We start from the raw sequence: 16434 nt of genomic DNA on the forward strand, positions 1-16434 counted from the left end.
GACCTAGCAGGGGAGAGGGGGCAGAGTCATGGGGTTGGGTGACAAGATCAAGCACGCCGCTGAGAAGGCTGGCGGCAAGGCCAAGGAAGCCGCAGGCGAAGCGACCGACAACGACCGTCTGAAAGCAGAAGGCAAAACAGATAAGGCCAAGGCTGAACTGAAACAGGCCGGAGATAAAATCAAGGACGTCTTCAAAAAGCACTGACCTCCAGTCAGCGTTCATCGTCGCGCCGCCTGTCCTCCCGTCGCGGCCAGGATGAGCGGCCCGGCACCAGTCTTTGGGCACTTGGGCCCAAGGCAACGTGGGTCCGCTCGGCCAGGCCGCCCGACATCGTTATTCCGCATGATGGGTGCTGCGCGGGGTGGCCATCGAGCAGATAAGAGTTCCGAGGGGCAATAATCCGCCCACATTGACGCCGATACAGCAGGAACCGCCACCCCCATCACTCCCGATAACGCATCGGGGTAGTCGGCCAGCAGAGCCAAAATGGTTTATGAGAAAGGGGCCACGATCATGAGTGAGCAGCTACCGATTGTCCCTGGACAGCCTCCGGTCTCGCCGGAGCCTGTCCGTCCGTTGGAACCGTTTCCGACTGAACCGCCTCCCAACCGTCCCGCGGATCCAACCGAGCCGGTAGACCCTGAGCGGCCCCTGGACCTGACAGAACCGATGCCGCCGTCCCCGTATCCGCCGGATCCCTTCATGCCGCCGGATCCGCCCGTCCACTAACCCCCCTTGGCCACGGCCGAACTACCTCCAGCCGCAACCCACACCAGACTCAAGACCGATGTAGTAACCCGCTGATCAAGGAAGGAAGGAAGGAAGGAAGGAAGGAAGGAAGGAAGGAAGGAAGGAAGGAAGGAAGGAAGGAAGGCTATGGTGCCTGTAGCCCCGACTCCCGCCGAGGAACAAACACCACCGGACCGCAATACCCGTCCCTGGTGTAGCCGGTGCGGCACCGATGAGTTTCTGTTGATCGAGAGCGTTGATGAGTCCTTCTCGGAACCCGGGCAACTGCTGGCGGTCAGTTATACGTGCCTGGAATGCGACAATTTCTATGCCCATGACGTTCCTATCGAGTCCCTTAACCCGGGGGTCGTTTACGAGTATTCAGGGCGGCCTCCGGCCGACGCAGAGGGGCAATACGTGCATTGTGGCGAGCCCATGACCCGGGGCTCCACTGTACGACACACCGTCGCTTCCGCCTTCGTCGGCAACGTTGGCGAGAAACACAGGCTGGAAGTCTACTTACGGACCCGGGTTCTCCACTGCCGGTGTGGGTTTCAAATGGAAATTCCCCGCCAAGAACAGCCCTAGCCTGCACAAGATGTCGCTTGTACAGGCCAGACCGGGTTCTTGGCCACTGTTTTTGGTGCCGGTTGATGCAAGGAAAGCGCGGCGGGCAGAGTGGTTATAGTGGCCGGATGTTTTCTGCCTGGGGGCCTTTAGGCCCCTGCACGATGTCGAACTGGACTTTCTGATTCACTTCCAAGGCCCGGTACCCGCCGCTGGCAATGGCCGTATAGTGGGCGAAAACGTCTTGGGACCCGTCATCGGGGGCAAGGAAGCCGAAGCCTTTCTCGGCGTTGAACCATTTGACTGTGCCTGTGGCCATGACTACGTTCCTTCAAAATACTCTGATTCACCCCCAGCTGGGCGGCGGCGGACATCGTCGTCCGTGGTCACCAATGTACTACGGGCGGAATCCGGCCTTGGGGACCAGCGGTACAGCGGTTGGCGCTAAGCGTGTGACGTGGTCCCGGGCTACGGTTCATCTGGTGCCAGAGTCGTCTGTACTCCGCAGGGTAACCAGTAATCGCCGGCTTTCGACGGATCAGGCGTTTGGGTTGAGGTGGCGGTAGAGGGTCGCGCGACTCCACCCGACCAAGCGCGCAGCGTCCTCGGCGGTGCGTCCCCTCGCCCGGGCGTCCTTCGCAATCGCTAGCTTGTCCGCGATCACCGTCGGGTCCGAGAGCGGCCGGCCGAAACGGGTACCGCTTTGCCGGGCCGCGGCGATCCCGGCGTTGACGCGCTCCACGATCAGCTCGCGCTCATACTCGGCCAAGGAAGCCAGCATGTTCAGCATCATCCTCCCGGTCGAGGTCGCCGGGTCGATGCCGTCCGAAATGGACCGGACCTGCACGCCGCGTTCGCGCAGCAGATTCACGGTGTTCAGCACATCAACCAGGGACCGGCCGAGTCGGTCGACCCGCCAGACCACCACGGTATCTCCGGCCTCGGCATATTCCAGGAGCTTCTTCATCCCGGGCCGCTCGATCGCCCTCCTGCTGCCGGAGGTTACATCGGCGAACACGTCCCGCTTTTGCACCCCGCCCTTGACCAGCGCATCAAGCTGCAACTGCGCATCCTGGCTCGAGGTGCTCACCCGTGTGTATCCCAAAAGTCTCACCCCACCATTTTGACTCAAAAAACCCTCGTGGCCAACCGGGCGAGACGTTTTACGGTAAGACGACTTTTTGGAACAAAACGCCTCCCGAAACTTCACCACCGCCGATCGGCAAAAAAGGTGCCGCTCGCCTGTCTCAGAAACCTTTAGGTTTCTAAGGCATCGCAGACTCGGGACCATTACGCGGAGAACTGGTGCTAACGCGTTCCGGGGTCTTGATCGCACTCGGTACTCGCTGTGGAGTGCGCGTCGGGCAGGGGGATGATGGGTACATGATGGGTCGTGTGGTGGTGACTGGTGGTACGGGCCAGGTGGGGCGTCCGCTGGTACGGGCCTTGGCTGCAGCCGGGTGTGAGGTTGTCGTGTTGACCCGTCGCCCTGAACAGGCACGCGGGCTGGTCCCCGAGGCCGCTGATTGGGTCGCGTTCGACCCCGAGCTGCCCGAGACGTGGGAGCACACGATCGATGGTGCCGATGGCGTGGTCGTGCTGGGCGGGGCACCGTTCTTCCGTCGGTGGTCCAGTTGGGACGAGTTCGAGCGCGTCGCCACCGGTGGCCGGGTAGCCGCGAACCGTGCCATCGTCGACGCGATCGCCCGCGCGGAACATAAGCCCAGGGTCCTGGTGACCGGATCCTCGGTGGGCTACTACGGGTTTGAGGTCTCTGAGGCGATCGTTACCGAAGACACACCGGCAGGAACGGACCGATGGGCGCAGGGGACGGGCCGGTACGAGACCGAAGCGAAGCGTGCGGCCCAGTTTGGCATTCGGGTGGTGTGTCTGCGCACGGGCATCGTCTTCAGCCCCGACGACGGTATGGCAGCGCAAATGGCCGACCAGTTTCGTCGCGGGTTCGGGGCGGTCATCCTGCCCGGAACACAGTGGCTGCCGTGGATCCACATTGACGATGAGGTCGCACTGATCATGCTCGCGCTCAATGATGACCGAGTAACCGGAGGGTTAAACGCGTCCTCTCCGAACCCGGCACGCTATCGCGAGTACGCGGCGGCGCTGGGTCACGTGTTCGGCCGACGCGTCCGACTACGACTGCCCGGGCTCGTCATGCGCCTGGCCTTGAAAGACATCGCCGAAGCTGTCCTGTACAACCGGCGCATGGTCCCGGCCAAGGCGCTGGGACTTGGATTCGAGTTCACCCACCCGGATCTGGAGCCGGCATTGCACGATCTACTGACCGCCCGCGGCGGCCGCTGACCGCTACCCCGCAGGGGTATCAAGGGATTGAGTATCTACGCCGATCACCACGGGCTCCCGATTCTATGGGAGATCAATCCTGGATCAGGTTCCACCGCTGACGCAATGCCCCCTCTAGCCCGGTCGTACTTCCGGCACGGATTCCTTAAGGTGACGATGCCCCAGCGCATTTTAGGCACGCAACGGGACAATCCGACGTGAATCCCAAGGGAAAGGCGTATGAAAGCCGGCGCTGGCGGGGTCGGGGGTTCAATCGGAACGGGGATGTCAATAGCGCCAAGCGCATGGACTACCTCAATCGATCGTTCGCAAGACACTCCAAGACCTTCGCAGTGTTGTCCCAATTCCGAAGGCGAGTGTGTACGGATGCGCGAAAGTTGTTGAGCGTTGTTGTCTGGGATCCAGAGAAGATTGAGGCCATGGACACCGTCAGCGAAGTGTAGTTTCCGCGTCTTTTCGTGATTGATTGATGAGTCGGATGAGGGTCTCCACCGTTTGTGACATGTCTGCTCTGGCGGGGCCGAGGTATCGGCGTGGGTCAACCAGGGCAGGGTCGGCGGTAAGAATGGATCGGATCGTGGCGCTCATGGCGCCATTGAGGGCGGTCCCTATGTTGACTTTGACGATTCCGGCAGCGATGGCTGCGCGCAGCTCCGTATCGGGGACTCCGGAGGAGCCATGGAGCACGAGTGGAACTGGCAGGCGCGCGTGGAGCCGATTGATAAGGTCCACGTCCAAAGATGCGGACTTGGTGTTCATGGCGTGTGAGCTGCCGACAGCAACTGCCAAGGCGTCAACACCCGTTGCCTCAGTAAAAAGGAGGGCCTCGGCAGGGTCAGTTCGCACGCCGTCAGCGTGGGCACTTTGCGGTTGGTTTGGTTTTCCGCCGATGTACCCGAGTTCTGCCTCTAGCCAAAGACCGTGACCGTGTGCCCAGCGCACAGCGGCGCGTGTACGCTCGACATTCTCGCTGTAGGGGAGTGAACCAGAATCGAACATTGCAGAGCAGATTCCGGCATCCACGCTGGCCTTGAGCAGGTCAATGTCATCGACGTGGTCCAGATGCAGCGCGACGGGGACGGAGGAGAGTTCCCCGATCGCGTTTGCTGCAGCAGCGAGCGGACGAAGGTGTCCGCCGTGAAATCTGACGGTGTTCTGGCTGATTTGTAGGATTACCGGTGCCTGTGCGGCCTCCGCTGCAGTGACGATTGCTTCGGCATGCTCGAGGGTGATGATGTTGAAGGCTGCGATGCCGGCCTGGCGTCTAATAGCTGCCGTGATCAGGTCACCGGTATGGACCAGGGGCATTCAGATCTCCTCAATGACGATGTCGGCCATAGCTTTGTGCCGCGTGGCCTCGTCGATCTCTCCGGCTGTCTTGGCTACCACGGCCGCGGTGGCCGTGGCGGTGGCTTCCCTCAGTAGGGTTGGCCAATCCAGGTCGCGATTCAGCCCGCTGGCGATAGAGGCGGTGAGCGCATCCCCGGCACCAGTGGGATTTCCTTGATAGCGGCGTTGGGGTTTGGCGTGCCAGGCGCCGTCTTCGCTCACCAGGACGGTGCCGGTGGATCCGGCCGAGATCGCGACGGTCTTGGCTCCGAGCTGCCGCAGTTCGACGGCAGCCTGACGGATCTCCGGGATTCCGCGGAGCGGGCGGCCAAAGAGGGCTGCCGCCTCGTGAACATTTGGTTTGGCTAGATCCGGGTTGGCTGCCAGGGACTTCCGGAGCGGGATCCCCTCGGTGTCGATGATGCAGCGCGCGCCGACGGTGTGTGCCGCACTGATGAGCTGCTGGTAGGCGATCGGGGGAACGCCCGGCGGAACGCTGCCGGAGAGGACGATCCACCGGGAGGCGGCGGCTTCATGTCGAAAAGCTTCCATGAAGGCAGCCCATTCGGAGGCGCTGATCGTGGGCCCGGTCTCGTTGAAGACCGTGGCGTCAGCGGCGTCGACGACGGCCACTGTCCGCCGCGTGGACTCGGCAATGGGGACCAGTCGTGACGGCAGACCCCCGGCCTTGAGGTCCTGGGTGCAGCTTTTGCCGTCGGGGCCGCCGGCGAAGCCCAGCAGGCGAACGGGCTGGTCTAGCTGCTGGAGGACGCGGGCGACGTTGACGCCTTTGCCGCCGGCCCGGACCAGTGGGTGGCCGACACGGTGGCTGTTGCCGTGGAGCAGACGGGCCACGGAGTACGTCATATCGAGCGCCGGGTTGAGACAGACAGCCAGGATTGGACGTGGCGGAGTGGTTTTAGTCGTCTCTTGTTTCACTCCGTGGTCACCACCCATTGCACCCAGGTCTGCTCCGGTGGGCACTGGTAGGCGGAGGCCAGTGCCCGCGCCGCGGCGTCGGCAGCGGCCGTCATGGCACCGGCGTCCCGAAGGCGTCCGTGCATGATTGCGGTGGGCCAAGCGGTGGTGGGTGTGGTTCCCGTGCATCCTGTCGCGGCCGGGATGAGCATGCTGTGGACGGCCTCCGGGGGTAGGCCCAGCGCCTGGCTGGTCGCCAGGTTTAGTGCGGCCAGCGTCTGGGAGCTGTCGATTGATGCGGGGTCCGGGGCGAAAACGGTGATGACCGGCATGTCAGCCGATTTGGACGGAGCGGGAGAGGAAGGGCGGTACGTCCGGGTTGCGGCCGGCGGCCTTGGCCATGGCCACGGCCATCCGGTGGATGGCTACTAGTTCCGCCTGCGGGTCCCACTCTGGATCTACAACGGTGGCGCCGGTTTGGCGGATGGCGTCGGCGATCGCGGCGTCCAGGGGGACCAGGGGCCAGACGATGGTGCCTGGGCCGGCGGCGGAGATGGGGCCGTGCTGGTATTCCATGACGGCGTACGCCTCGGCCCAGCGTCCGGAGGATTCAAGGCATTTCAGGGCCGCCTCGTGGGCCAGCCCCAGGGAGAAGCCGGTCCCCAGGAACACCACGTGCTCGGGCGCAGGGGTGGGCAGGGTTCGGGTCAGGGCTTGTTCGGCTTCGGTAACCAGATGCCCGAGGTCCGGCACCAGGGAAGCGCGCAATAGGGTGAAGGCCGTGGAGGCGAACCGGGTCTGCACGATGGAGACTTCATCGGCATAATCAAGCATGACCACCTCGGTGCAGGCGTCGATCAGGGGGCTTTCGGGTGTTCCGACCAGACCGATCACCTGGTGTGTGGCCTTGAGGTTCCGGGCGGCGTCAATGACGTCAGTGGTGGTGCCGGAGCGGGAGAGTACGATGACGGTCTCGTCGTCCTCGATGTAAGGGATTTCAGAGGGGACGACCGCACGGGTACGGCCCAGACCCAGCTGGTTGCGTAGCCGGGCATAGGCTTCCCCGACATAGTAGGAGGTGCCGCAGCCGATGAAGAGCACCGGTGTGCCGGCCTCGGGTAGGGCTGTGCCGGCGGCCGCCTGGTTGATGGCCTGCTGCCAGGTCTGCGGCTGGCTGAAGATCTCCCGCAAAGTTTCGGTGGCGAAGGATTGTGTCTCGGTCATTGTGTCTCCTTGTAGGTGGGTCATTGCTGGGTCATGGCAGGGTCACCACAGGACCCGGACGTGGGGGAAGGAACCGGCGATGCGCTCCTGCAGTTCGGCGGGGGTGGCCAGGCTGCCGGTACCGCCGCGGCCTTGAATGGACACGGTTCCGGCCGCCACGGCGGAGGCTAGACATTCGGCCAGTGGCGCCCCGCGGGAAACGCCATGGAGGAATCCGGCGTTGAAATTGTCGCCGGCCCCCGTCGTATCGAAGGGGGTCGCGGGTTCGGTATCGAGTTGCAGGCCCGTGTCTTTGCTGCAGACCAGTCCGCCGTGGCCGCCACGCTTGAGCACCACCGTTGGTCCCAGGGCTGAGAGTGCGCGGGCGGCGCCGACATACCAGTGGGGTGTGTCCTGGTGGTGGGCGATGCCCAGCCGCTGCGCGATCCCGCCCAGCTCGGCTTCGTTGGGGAATATGTAACTGGTGTTCTCTAACGCGTCCGCGATTCCTCCCCAGTCCTGGCGGGGGTCCCAGCCGGTGTCCAGGGACGTTGTGACACCACGGGCGCGCAGCTCGGCGAAAAGGGTGGCGAGCTCGGGCAACAGCGCCCGCTGGAGAAAAATGGAACTGACATGGACATGGCGGGCGTCTGTGAGTAGTTCGGCGGGGATGTCGGCGACCCTCAGCTCGGCCATGGTCCCGGGAAAGGTGAGCAGGGCCCGGTCTCCGCCTGGGACGTTGATGACGACGGTGAGCCCGGTGGCCCGATTCTTCCGGCGGATGACGGCTCCGGCATCCACGCCGGTGCGTTCGAGCAGCCCGAGAGTGAAGGATCCGAGTTCGTCATCGCCCAGGACGGCACACATGGCCACGGGCAGGCCGAGGGCTGCTGCGGCGGCCGCGGTGATGGCGCCGGAACTGCCCAGGGTGACTGCGGCGTCGCGGAGTTCGGTTTCTACTTGGCCGAAGGCGACCGGGCCGCCGTCGCTGTCCAGCAGCACGTCGGGGTTGAGTTCGCCGAGTACGAGAAGGGTCCATGGGATAGAGGTCACAAGGACGAGCGTAATGCCCTAAACAGCCATGAGTCAATCAAAAGTGAGTAGATATGATCAATTTCATGGAATCTATTGATCTAACTTGCTTGAGCGTTGTACGGTTATGCTCACTTAGCTCGTAGCGGCCGACCAGCGGCACGCTTGACTCAAAGGAGATGTCAATGGATGTGACACGGCGCGGGTTTCTGTCCGGAACCGTTGGTGCTGCGGCCCTACTGGGCCTGGGGGCGTGTTCCTCGGTGCACTCAGACTCGGCAGGCGGTGCCGGAACCGTGGGACCCGCCGGCACCCCGGGCACCAAGTCGAGCATCGGACCGGTCACCGGGAAGCTGACGTTCGCCTTTTGGGGTGGAAGTGCGGGAGAGACGGCGGGTTTCAACTATGCCAAGCAAAAGTTTGAGGCCGCCAACCCCGGAACGACCATCCAGCTGAAGGTTCTGCCCTACGACGGATTCTTCTCCGCTATCGACCGCGGGATCGGATCCGGCACCGCCCCGGATGTGTTTCGGGTCGACTACACCACGATCGGCCGGTACAGCGCCAAGGATGTCCTGTTGGATATGACGCCGTACTTCAGTACCGAGGAGTCGGCAAAGTTCCTGCCCGCCCTGTGGGAGGCCGTGAAATATAACGGCGTTCCGTTCGGTGTGCCGCATCAGACCGACACGACGTGCCTTGTTTACAACAAGGCAGCCTTCGCGACGGCCGGCATCACCTCGGTGCCGGACAAGCTCTCCGATGCCTGGTCCTGGGACGAGTTTTCCACGGTCGCCGCCAAACTGCGCCGTACACTGCCGGAGAGCAAATACCCCTTCGCCTATGACTGGACCCAGGCCGGGGCCTACCGGTGGCTGTCCTGGCTCTACCAGTCAGGGGGCACCTTGCTGACGCCTGATCTGAAGAAGAGCGCCCTGCCCAGCGGTCCCGCCACCACGGCCATGGACTACACCAAGAGCTTCTTCGACAAAAAATGGGTCCCGGCGAACAACACCATCAAGACCAGTGTCTACTCCGATAACTTCTTCCTCTCCCAAACCGTACCGATGACCTTCATGGGCGACTTCCTGATCCCCGAGCTGGCCGACCCCAAACAGGGATACACGGGAGGGGACTGGGGCGCTACCTTTATGCCGCAGGACAAGAGCGCGGCCTCGGATCTGGGAGGCAACGCGATCGTCGCCCGCAAAGATACCAAGAACCCCGATTTGGCGGCCGCGTTCCTGAAATTCCTGGTCAGCGAGGACGCGATGAAATATTTCTGCGAACAAGCCATCGAACTGCCCACCTTGCAGTCGTTGGCCGGGGAGAAACTCAACTATGTGACCCGCCCGGACGTCGTCAAGATTTTTGCCGAACAGGCCCCCACCATCACCAACACGGTGGTCAAGGAGTCCACTGTCTCGTCCTTCGCCACCATTAACACCGTGCTACAGGACCAGCTCGAACTGGCCTTCCACGGCCAATCCAGCGACACCACCGTCAATAACATTGCCAGCGGAGTCAACTCCGCCCTCGGATCCTAGAGGAGAACGAGATGATCCCGGCCGAAGTCAATGTGGCACCATCCGGTGCCACAGGACAGCGCAAGAATCACCGGCAGTCCCCCAGCGCTCGGGGAGAGAATCCTCGACGGGCTGGGGCCCTGGTCCGGGCCCAGACCCTAGTCGCGGGAGCCTTCTTGCTGCCGAATCTGATTCTGATAGGGCTGTTCCTTCTGCTCCCGCTGGTCATGGCGTTCGTGATCAGTTTTCAGAAGCTCGGCTCTCTGGGACCGTCGCAGTGGTTGGGCATCAACAACTATATTGACCTGCTCAGCGACCCGGTCTTCTGGCAGTCACTGGCGAACACCGGGGTTTTCACCCTGTTCACCGTCCCGGTCGGTATGGCCCTGGGACTCGGTATCGCGGTACTACTCAACGGGGTCCTGCCGGGCCGGACGCTGTTCCGGTCCATCATTTTCCTCCCGCTGGTTGTCTCCGGCGTGGCGACGGGAGTTCTCGGGGCCTGGATGTTCGATCAGAACAACGGCTTCATCAATAAGATGCTCGCCGGGTTTGGCCTGGGTGCACCTGCGTGGCAGTCCAGCGGTACCTGGGCTATGGTCTCCCTCATCCTGGTCACGTTGTGGCAACGGGTCGGATTCGACATGCTCATCTACCTGGCCGGACTCCAAGGCGTCGATCCCGCCCTCCTGGAAGCCGCGGCCATTGACGGGGCCAACGGGTGGCAGCGGTTCCGTAATGTGACGGTGCCTATGCTGGGTCCCTCGACGTTCTTCCTGCTCATCATGAACATGATCTATTCCTTCCAGGTCTTCGACACCGTCTGGGCGATGACCCGGGGAGGTCCCGACTACTCAACCACGACGGTTGTGACCTACGCCTACCGCACCAGCTTCGACGAGCACGGCCCCCAATTGTTGGGCTACGGGGCAGCCGTCGGGGTGGTCATTTACCTCATCACCTTGCTGATCACGGCCATCCAATGGCGCTGGAACCGCGGCCGCGACGAGTCCGTCTGACGAAGGAGTCTCCCATGAGCATTACTACCGCCTCCGGCGTGCTAGCTGAAACCCCGCCGCCAAGCGGTGCAGTGCGTTCCCGTCCCCGCAGTCGATGGCTGTGGCTGCGACTGGGATGTGCCATTGTGATCACCGCCGTCATCTTCTTTCCGCTCTACTGGATGATGATGACAGCCTTCTCGACCCGGGCGGACCTGTATGCCCCCGGTCTGCACTTTTGGCCGCAGCACTTCACCTGGTCCAATTTCACTGATCCGATCGCCCAGTTCCCCGTCTGGACCTGGTTCGGGAACTCCTTCACGATCGCGGCTCTCACCACGGCGATCACGGTGGTGTGCAATCTGCTGGCCGGGTACGCTTTCGCCAAGCTGCGCTTCCGGGGAAAGAACGCCCTGTTCCTGCTCCTGCTCTCCACCATGATGATTCCGGTTCAGGCCATCATGGTCCCGCAATTCAAGTTATCGGTCCAGCTGGGGCTCTACGGCAACATTTGGTCCGTCATCCTGCCCGAGAGCGCCGCTATCTTCGGCGTGTTTTTGGCCCGGCAATTCTTCCTTGCCATTCCCGATGAACTCATGGAGGCCGCCCGGGTTGACGGGGCGGGACAGCTGCGCACCTTCGTCAGTATCGTCCTGCCGCTGTGTAAACCGCTGTTGGCCGTCCTGACACTGCTCACCTTCATGAGCGAATGGAACTCTTTCGGCTGGCCTCTGATTGCGTTGTTCAGCGACGAGCAGTTGTTCACCTTACCGATCGGCATGGTGACGGACCTTCAGGGCCAGTACACCTCCAACTACGGGGCCATCATGGCCATGAGCCTGCTGATGATCGCCCCGGTGGTGGTGCTGTTCGTCGCCTTCCAAAAGTATTTTGTCCAGGGCCTCGCCCGATCCGGTATCAAGTAGGAACAGCCCATGTTTACAGGCACTGCCCGCATCAATTACCTCTCCACCCTGAACTTCGACGACGACTTCCTCGAACGGATCGGCTCGGCCGCCGACGGTGTGGAAGTCCGCCAGATCACCGCCTCTTCGGCCGAGGAGATCGATGCCGCGACCTGGGCCCAGGTCGACGTGCTGCACACCTCCTCGGCCATCTGTGATCCGGCTACCGCCCCCCGGCTGCGCTGGATTCAGCTCGACACCTCCGGGGTGGACCATCTTCGGGGGACACCGGCGTGGAACAGTGTCGTGGATATCACCACGATTGGCGGTATTTCGCCCGTGCCCTTGGCCGAGTACGTGATCTGGTCCATCCTGGGCACCGCTCACAGGCTACCGGCGCTGTTGGACGTGCGGCAGAGTCGTCAATGGCCCTCCCCGGATGAGCGGTGGGAGCGCATGCTGCCGGCCCCGGTGCGCGGGTCTACGGTCGGCATTGTCGGCTATGGCAGAATCGGGCGGGAGATCGGCCGACTCGCCCAGGCCCTGGGTATGCGGGTGCTGGGTCTGAGCCGGACGGCCGGGACTCGAACCGCCGATGTGGGGGACTATTTTGATGCCGCCCAGGACCAGTCCGGTAGCGGCCAGGCGACGGCGGTGGAACTGTTGGGGCCGGATCGTCTGCACGAGCTGATGAGCCGGTCTGATTATCTGGTGGTGGTGGTGCCGCTGACGGAGGCCACCCGGAATATGATCGACGGCCCGGCGTTCGCGCACTTGAAGGACCAGGCCGTCGTTATCAACGTCGCGCGCGGCGGCATTGTTGATGAACAGGCCCTGCGCGAGGGTCTGCACGAGGGCCGGATTCGGGCCGCCGTGCTTGACGTCTTCGATGCCGAACCGCTACCCCCGGAGGATTCCTGGTGGGATGAGGCGAATGTCTTCACCACCCCGCACGTCAGCGGGCTGGCACCGGAATATTCATCACAGGTGTTGGATATTGTGGGTGAGAACCTCCGCCGTTTTGCGGAAGGCCGGGCATTGATGAATCTCGTCGATCGAGAGCAGGGGTATTGAAGAGATGTTAAGTTATGAACGGCAACGAGAAGTCCTCCGACACATGCGGTCGCACGGTGCCGGCAATGTCAACGAGCTGGCCGCGGCCGTTGGTGTCAGTGCCTCCACGATCCGCCGTGATCTGCGGGAGATGGACGAGCAAGGCCTGCTGACCCGTGTCCACGGAGGGGCAAGCCTGGCGGATACCGACATCGAAAGCGCCCATACCGCCCGACAGAACGAGCATGTGGCGGAGAAGCGCCGCATCGGGGAGGCCGCGGCGAAGCTGGTACGTGATCACTCGACCATCCTGATCACCGGCGGAACCACCACCGAGGCCATGTTGCCGTTCCTCGAGGGGCGAGAGGGGCTGACCATCCTCACCAACGGGCTCAACATCGCGGTGCAGCTCTCCCGGCAGAGTGCCATCACCGTCGTGGTGCTCGGCGGCATTTTGCGGCCCGGGGAGCTCTCGCTCCTGGGGTCCCTGGCCGAGCAGACCCTGGATGAGTTCCGGGTAGAGAGCGCCTTTATCGGCAGCTATGGTGTAGATGCCGCCAGCGGCATCTACGGGGCGTCGGTGCACGAAGCGAGCACCGACCGGATGCTCCTGCGCCGACTCGACTCGCTCGTGGTCCTGGCTGACGGCAGCAAATTCACCCAACGCGGACCGGTCCGGTTGGCAGGGGTGGAACAAATCACCACCCTGATCACCGATTCAACGGCCCCGACTGCGGACGTGAAGGCACTTTCCGCCGCGGGGGTCGAGGTCCTCGTTGTCTAAACCGGGGGTTTCCTCCCCGCGCCGGCAAACAATCCATTACTGAGAAAGGCACTGTCCCATGTCAACTTCGTCCCCACCCACGCTCGAGACCTTGCGTGAAGCGATGACCCGGGCTACCAACCGGGAAGGCATCCCTATGGTGGTTGCCCTGGTCGATGAGCGTGGCACCATCCCGGCTGTCACCGATCCAGCGGTCCGGAACACCGGAGCCACGATCGCCCACCAGATCCAACACGTGCGCGATGACCTCGCACCCTCCATGGCGGATGGGGACAACGGCGGAGTTATCAACGCCCTCGTCATCGCCGCCCACGACCTAACCGACCTAGGAGCGCACAGTGGCTGACCTCGGCTTTCAGCGACACATCGACGCCATTTCCGCCGGGCATTTCGTCCGCCTGGTGAACTATCACAACACCCCCGCCAGCCAGGGGCCAGCATTGCGGGCCGAGTTGACACGGTTGAGCGAACATTACGACACCGTGACGCTGGCGGACCTTGACGGTTTCTTCGCCACCGGGCAGTGGCCCACGACGCGTCCAGTCTTTATTCCCGTCTTCTATGAGGGGTACCGGAACAGCGCGGACGTGGCCGCGCCCATCTGTGACGAGCTGGGCATCACCGGATGGTTTCCGGTCTGCACAGGATTTGTCGATTGTCCGCCCGCGGAGCAGGAATTCTACGCCCGCGCCCACTACATCGGGCTGGTGGACGAAGAACAGTCCCAGGACCGGTTGGCCATGACCTGGGACGACGTCGGACGTCTGTCCGAACGCCACGTTGTCACCCCCCATACGGCGGCCCATTTGGGTATCAATGACATCAGTACCGACGATGATCTGCAGCGTGAAGTTTTCGAACCGAAACGGAAGATGGATGCGGTGACGGGACAGTCAGCGCCGGCGTTCGCGTGGTTGCATGGAAGTGCCTGGGGCCTGAGTCAGCGCTACGACGACGCGGTTCGCGAGGCCGGCTACCGGTACCAGATCGGCAACACGATGATCCACCGGATCGCCTGACCGGGTGCGCGCGTTCCTGCCCTGCCCGCGCGGCAGGACAGGAACGGGCATCTGTCGGTTAATGCGGTGGCTCGGCAGGAGCAGCCGCGTAGCGGTGAACCGGTGTGTCGGTACTCTGCAACCAGACCGTGCTGCAGATCGGATCGGGCACGACTTGTGCAAGGCTGCCATCGACGGGGTTCCAGCGGTGGTGCCGTAGTTGGGTACCTGAACGCGTGATGATCTCAATGCACCCGCCCGACAGCGAACTCCACGCTGCCGAGGCGCTCTCGCAGCGGCCATCCGGCAGCACCGGGCCACCGGTCCAGGTCAGCCCGCCATCCACGGTCGTCAGCATCCTGACGGCACGGCTCGCCTCGAGCCCCACCAGATGGATGGCACCGTCCCGGACGATCACCTTGGCTGTGTGCCATTGGCCCCCGGGGCCGCCTAAGCCCCGCCATGCCCGGCCATCGTACTGGTAGAGCCGGAGCCGGCCGCCGGCGACGACCGCCGCCACCAGGGCCCCAGGCTCGTCCGGATCGGGGGCCAGATCAAGGGAGGTGACATTGTCGGCGGTGTCAAGGGCCGCAAGCGGCCGCCACGACAGCTCCGGGTAGCGTGTCACCTCGGAGGCCAGATGGGTGATCGTCCCGTTCCGGGAGCACACCACGGTGTGGAGCGCATCCTCGGTGTGGACCAGCGGCGCCGGGTCGGTCATCGTGCCTTGGCCGAGGTGGCCTCCGTCGAGGAACCCCTGCTCCGGCGTCCAGTACCAGCGATGCAAGGTGCCTCCGGACCGGGTCAGGACCTCCAGGAAGTCTGGACCGAACGGCACCTGGCTGATCCGGACGGCGTCCACCTTTTCGGGTGTGGGAATATGCAACCCCCCGCTCCAGTGGCCGCGCTTGGCCCCGGCGTGGTGTTCGCTGTCATCGCCGTTGAACCAGAACACCCAAAATCCCGCTCCTGGGTCCGCGGCGACTAGTTCCAGGTTTCCCCTTTCACCGTAGACGCCCTGGGATACTCCCGGGCTGCCGGCAACGGGTGGAAATGGTTGGGTCTGAAGTATGGGAACAAAATTCATCATTCAATCAGTTTCGAGCAAAAATAAGCATTGTCAAGGCATTCATGCGCATGTATGCTCATATTGCGCGGGTATTCTTTCGCGTTCACAACAATCGAAGCAGGAGACAACTATGAAGTTGGCACGGGCACGAGTCGGTGACGCGGTAATCGCCGCGTCAGTGGAGGGCGATCTGCTCGTCGAGCTCGAGGTGCGTGGCGCCGAGGGTTGCCCGGAGGATCCGCTGATGGGGTGGCTGAGAACCGGCGCTGACCTGGGAGCACTTGTTCCTGCCAGGACAGGACGCAGCCACCAGCTCGCCGACGCTCAGCTGCTGGCACCGATTCAGCGGCCGGGCAAGATCATTGCCGTCGGACTGAACTACGCGGACCACACCTTAGAAGCTGGCCTTGAGGCCCCGGCTGAGCCGTTGACCTTCGCCAAGTATCCGAGCTCCATCACCGGCCCCGACACGGAAATCATCGTGCCGGCAGCCGTGACGACCGAGGTTGACTGGGAAGCCGAGCTGGCGATCGTCATCGGGACCGTGTGCGGTCCGCAGCGCCGCGGAACCATGGCGAACGTGGCGGCCTTCACCGTCGCCAATGACGTCTCGGCGCGCGACCTGCAATTCCGTGATGGCCAGTGGACCCGGGCCAAGAGCCTGGATACGTTCTGCCCGATCGGGCCGGTTCTGGTCACCCCGGATGACATTCCCGATCCCGCGTCCTTGCGGATCTACGCCACCGTCAACGGCCAGGTGATGCAGGACGCCAAGATCGGGGACATGATCTTTCCCATCAGCACCCTGCTCGACTTCATCACCGCGACCATCACCCTTGAACCCGGCGACATGATCCTGACCGGCACACCCCCCGGCGTCGGCGGATTCCGCAACCCTCCGGTATTCCTTGCCGACGGTGACGTCATCGAGGTAGGCGTCGACACCGTCGGCGTCCTGCGCAACACCGTCCGCCACATCTGAGAATCACACACGCAGTGG

General features: G+C 63.2%; 18 protein-coding genes. 10 read left to right on the forward strand and 8 right to left on the reverse strand.

Annotated elements, in window-relative coordinates:
* Nucleotides 1-28: 28 nt before the first annotated feature.
* Nucleotides 29-205, forward strand: coding sequence for a CsbD family protein (locus AL755_RS03695; RefSeq protein ID WP_054009650.1), 177 nt, complete (start codon nt 29-31; stop codon nt 203-205).
* Nucleotides 206-1412: 1207 nt separating this feature from the next.
* Here the strand turns inward: AL755_RS03695 and AL755_RS03705 are convergent.
* Both AL755_RS03705 and AL755_RS03710 read right to left on the reverse strand, forming a co-directional pair.
* A complete protein-coding gene (locus AL755_RS03705; RefSeq protein WP_054009839.1) occupies nt 1413-1616 on the reverse strand; it encodes a cold-shock protein in 204 nt (67 codons plus the stop codon).
* A 219-nt stretch (nt 1617-1835) separates the two neighbouring features.
* On the reverse strand, nt 1836-2411 hold the full coding sequence (locus AL755_RS03710) for a recombinase family protein (RefSeq protein ID WP_054009840.1): 576 nt from the start codon (nt 2409-2411) through the stop codon (nt 1836-1838).
* Between the two features lie 269 nt (nt 2412-2680).
* Here AL755_RS03710 and AL755_RS03715 point away from each other — a divergent pair, with 269 nt between their 5' ends.
* The gene (locus AL755_RS03715; RefSeq protein ID WP_150117017.1) at nt 2681-3619 is read left to right on the forward strand and encodes a TIGR01777 family oxidoreductase; all 939 of its coding nucleotides are present in this window, start codon (nt 2681-2683) and stop codon (nt 3617-3619) included.
* Between the two features lie 429 nt (nt 3620-4048).
* Here the strand turns inward: AL755_RS03715 and AL755_RS03720 are convergent, their stop codons facing one another.
* Genes AL755_RS03720 through AL755_RS03740 form a run of 5 tightly spaced genes read right to left on the reverse strand, consistent with a single transcriptional unit; the run spans nt 4049 to nt 8122 of the window.
* The gene (locus AL755_RS03720; protein ID WP_054009842.1) at nt 4049-4927 is read right to left on the reverse strand and encodes a class II fructose-bisphosphate aldolase; all 879 of its coding nucleotides are present in this window, start codon (nt 4925-4927) and stop codon (nt 4049-4051) included.
* A complete protein-coding gene (locus tag AL755_RS03725; protein WP_054009843.1) occupies nt 4928-5905 on the reverse strand; it encodes a 1-phosphofructokinase family hexose kinase in 978 nt (325 codons plus the stop codon). It abuts the gene before it with no gap.
* A complete protein-coding gene (locus AL755_RS03730; RefSeq protein ID WP_054009844.1) occupies nt 5884-6198 on the reverse strand; it encodes a hypothetical protein in 315 nt (104 codons plus the stop codon). The genes AL755_RS03725 and AL755_RS03730 overlap by 22 nt, the downstream gene beginning before the upstream one ends.
* A gap of 1 nt (nt 6199) precedes the next feature.
* A complete protein-coding gene (locus AL755_RS24245; RefSeq protein WP_054009845.1) occupies nt 6200-7090 on the reverse strand; it encodes an SIS domain-containing protein in 891 nt (296 codons plus the stop codon).
* Between the two features lie 42 nt (nt 7091-7132).
* The gene (locus tag AL755_RS03740) at nt 7133-8122 is read right to left on the reverse strand and encodes a carbohydrate kinase family protein (RefSeq protein WP_160318837.1); all 990 of its coding nucleotides are present in this window, start codon (nt 8120-8122) and stop codon (nt 7133-7135) included.
* Nucleotides 8123-8286: 164 nt separating this feature from the next.
* Between AL755_RS03740 and AL755_RS03745 the strand changes: the two genes are divergently transcribed.
* The 7 genes from AL755_RS03745 to AL755_RS03775 all read left to right on the forward strand — a co-directional run bounded on the left by AL755_RS03745 (nt 8287) and on the right by AL755_RS03775 (nt 14386).
* Nucleotides 8287-9648: an ABC transporter substrate-binding protein gene (locus AL755_RS03745; protein WP_054009847.1), complete on the forward strand. Its 1362-nt coding sequence runs from the start codon at nt 8287-8289 to the stop codon at nt 9646-9648.
* A gap of 155 nt (nt 9649-9803) precedes the next feature.
* Nucleotides 9804-10646, forward strand: a complete 843-nt coding sequence (locus tag AL755_RS03750) for a carbohydrate ABC transporter permease (RefSeq protein WP_237762466.1) — start codon at nt 9804-9806, stop codon at nt 10644-10646.
* 14 nt (nt 10647-10660) lie between these two features.
* Nucleotides 10661-11551 (forward strand): carbohydrate ABC transporter permease, encoded by an 891-nt coding sequence (locus AL755_RS03755; RefSeq protein ID WP_054009848.1) that lies wholly within the window; start codon nt 10661-10663, stop codon nt 11549-11551.
* A gap of 9 nt (nt 11552-11560) precedes the next feature.
* Entirely contained in the window at nt 11561-12604 is a 1044-nt protein-coding gene (locus AL755_RS03760; protein WP_054009849.1) for a D-2-hydroxyacid dehydrogenase, read from the forward strand.
* Nucleotides 12605-12608: 4 nt separating this feature from the next.
* Nucleotides 12609-13367 (forward strand): DeoR/GlpR family DNA-binding transcription regulator, encoded by a 759-nt coding sequence (locus AL755_RS03765; RefSeq protein WP_082368881.1) that lies wholly within the window; start codon nt 12609-12611, stop codon nt 13365-13367.
* Nucleotides 13368-13425: 58 nt separating this feature from the next.
* On the forward strand, nt 13426-13713 hold the full coding sequence (locus AL755_RS03770; protein WP_150117018.1) for a hypothetical protein: 288 nt from the start codon (nt 13426-13428) through the stop codon (nt 13711-13713).
* Entirely contained in the window at nt 13706-14386 is a 681-nt protein-coding gene (locus tag AL755_RS03775) for a polysaccharide deacetylase family protein (protein ID WP_054009852.1), read from the forward strand. The genes AL755_RS03770 and AL755_RS03775 overlap by 8 nt, the downstream gene beginning before the upstream one ends.
* 58 nt (nt 14387-14444) lie before the next feature.
* On the opposite strand, the gene AL755_RS03780 is transcribed toward AL755_RS03775, so the two are convergent.
* The gene (locus AL755_RS03780; RefSeq protein WP_054009853.1) at nt 14445-15320 is read right to left on the reverse strand and encodes a hypothetical protein; all 876 of its coding nucleotides are present in this window, start codon (nt 15318-15320) and stop codon (nt 14445-14447) included.
* Nucleotides 15321-15564: 244 nt separating this feature from the next.
* Here AL755_RS03780 and AL755_RS03785 point away from each other — a divergent pair, with 244 nt between their 5' ends.
* Complete coding sequence (locus AL755_RS03785; protein WP_054009854.1) at nt 15565-16416, forward strand: fumarylacetoacetate hydrolase family protein; 852 nt, start codon at nt 15565-15567, stop codon at nt 16414-16416.
* The last annotated feature ends 18 nt before the right edge of the window (nt 16417-16434 follow it).

The organism is Arthrobacter sp. ERGS1:01 (assembly GCF_001281315.1).
Classification (GTDB): Bacteria; Actinomycetota; Actinomycetes; order Actinomycetales; family Micrococcaceae; genus Specibacter.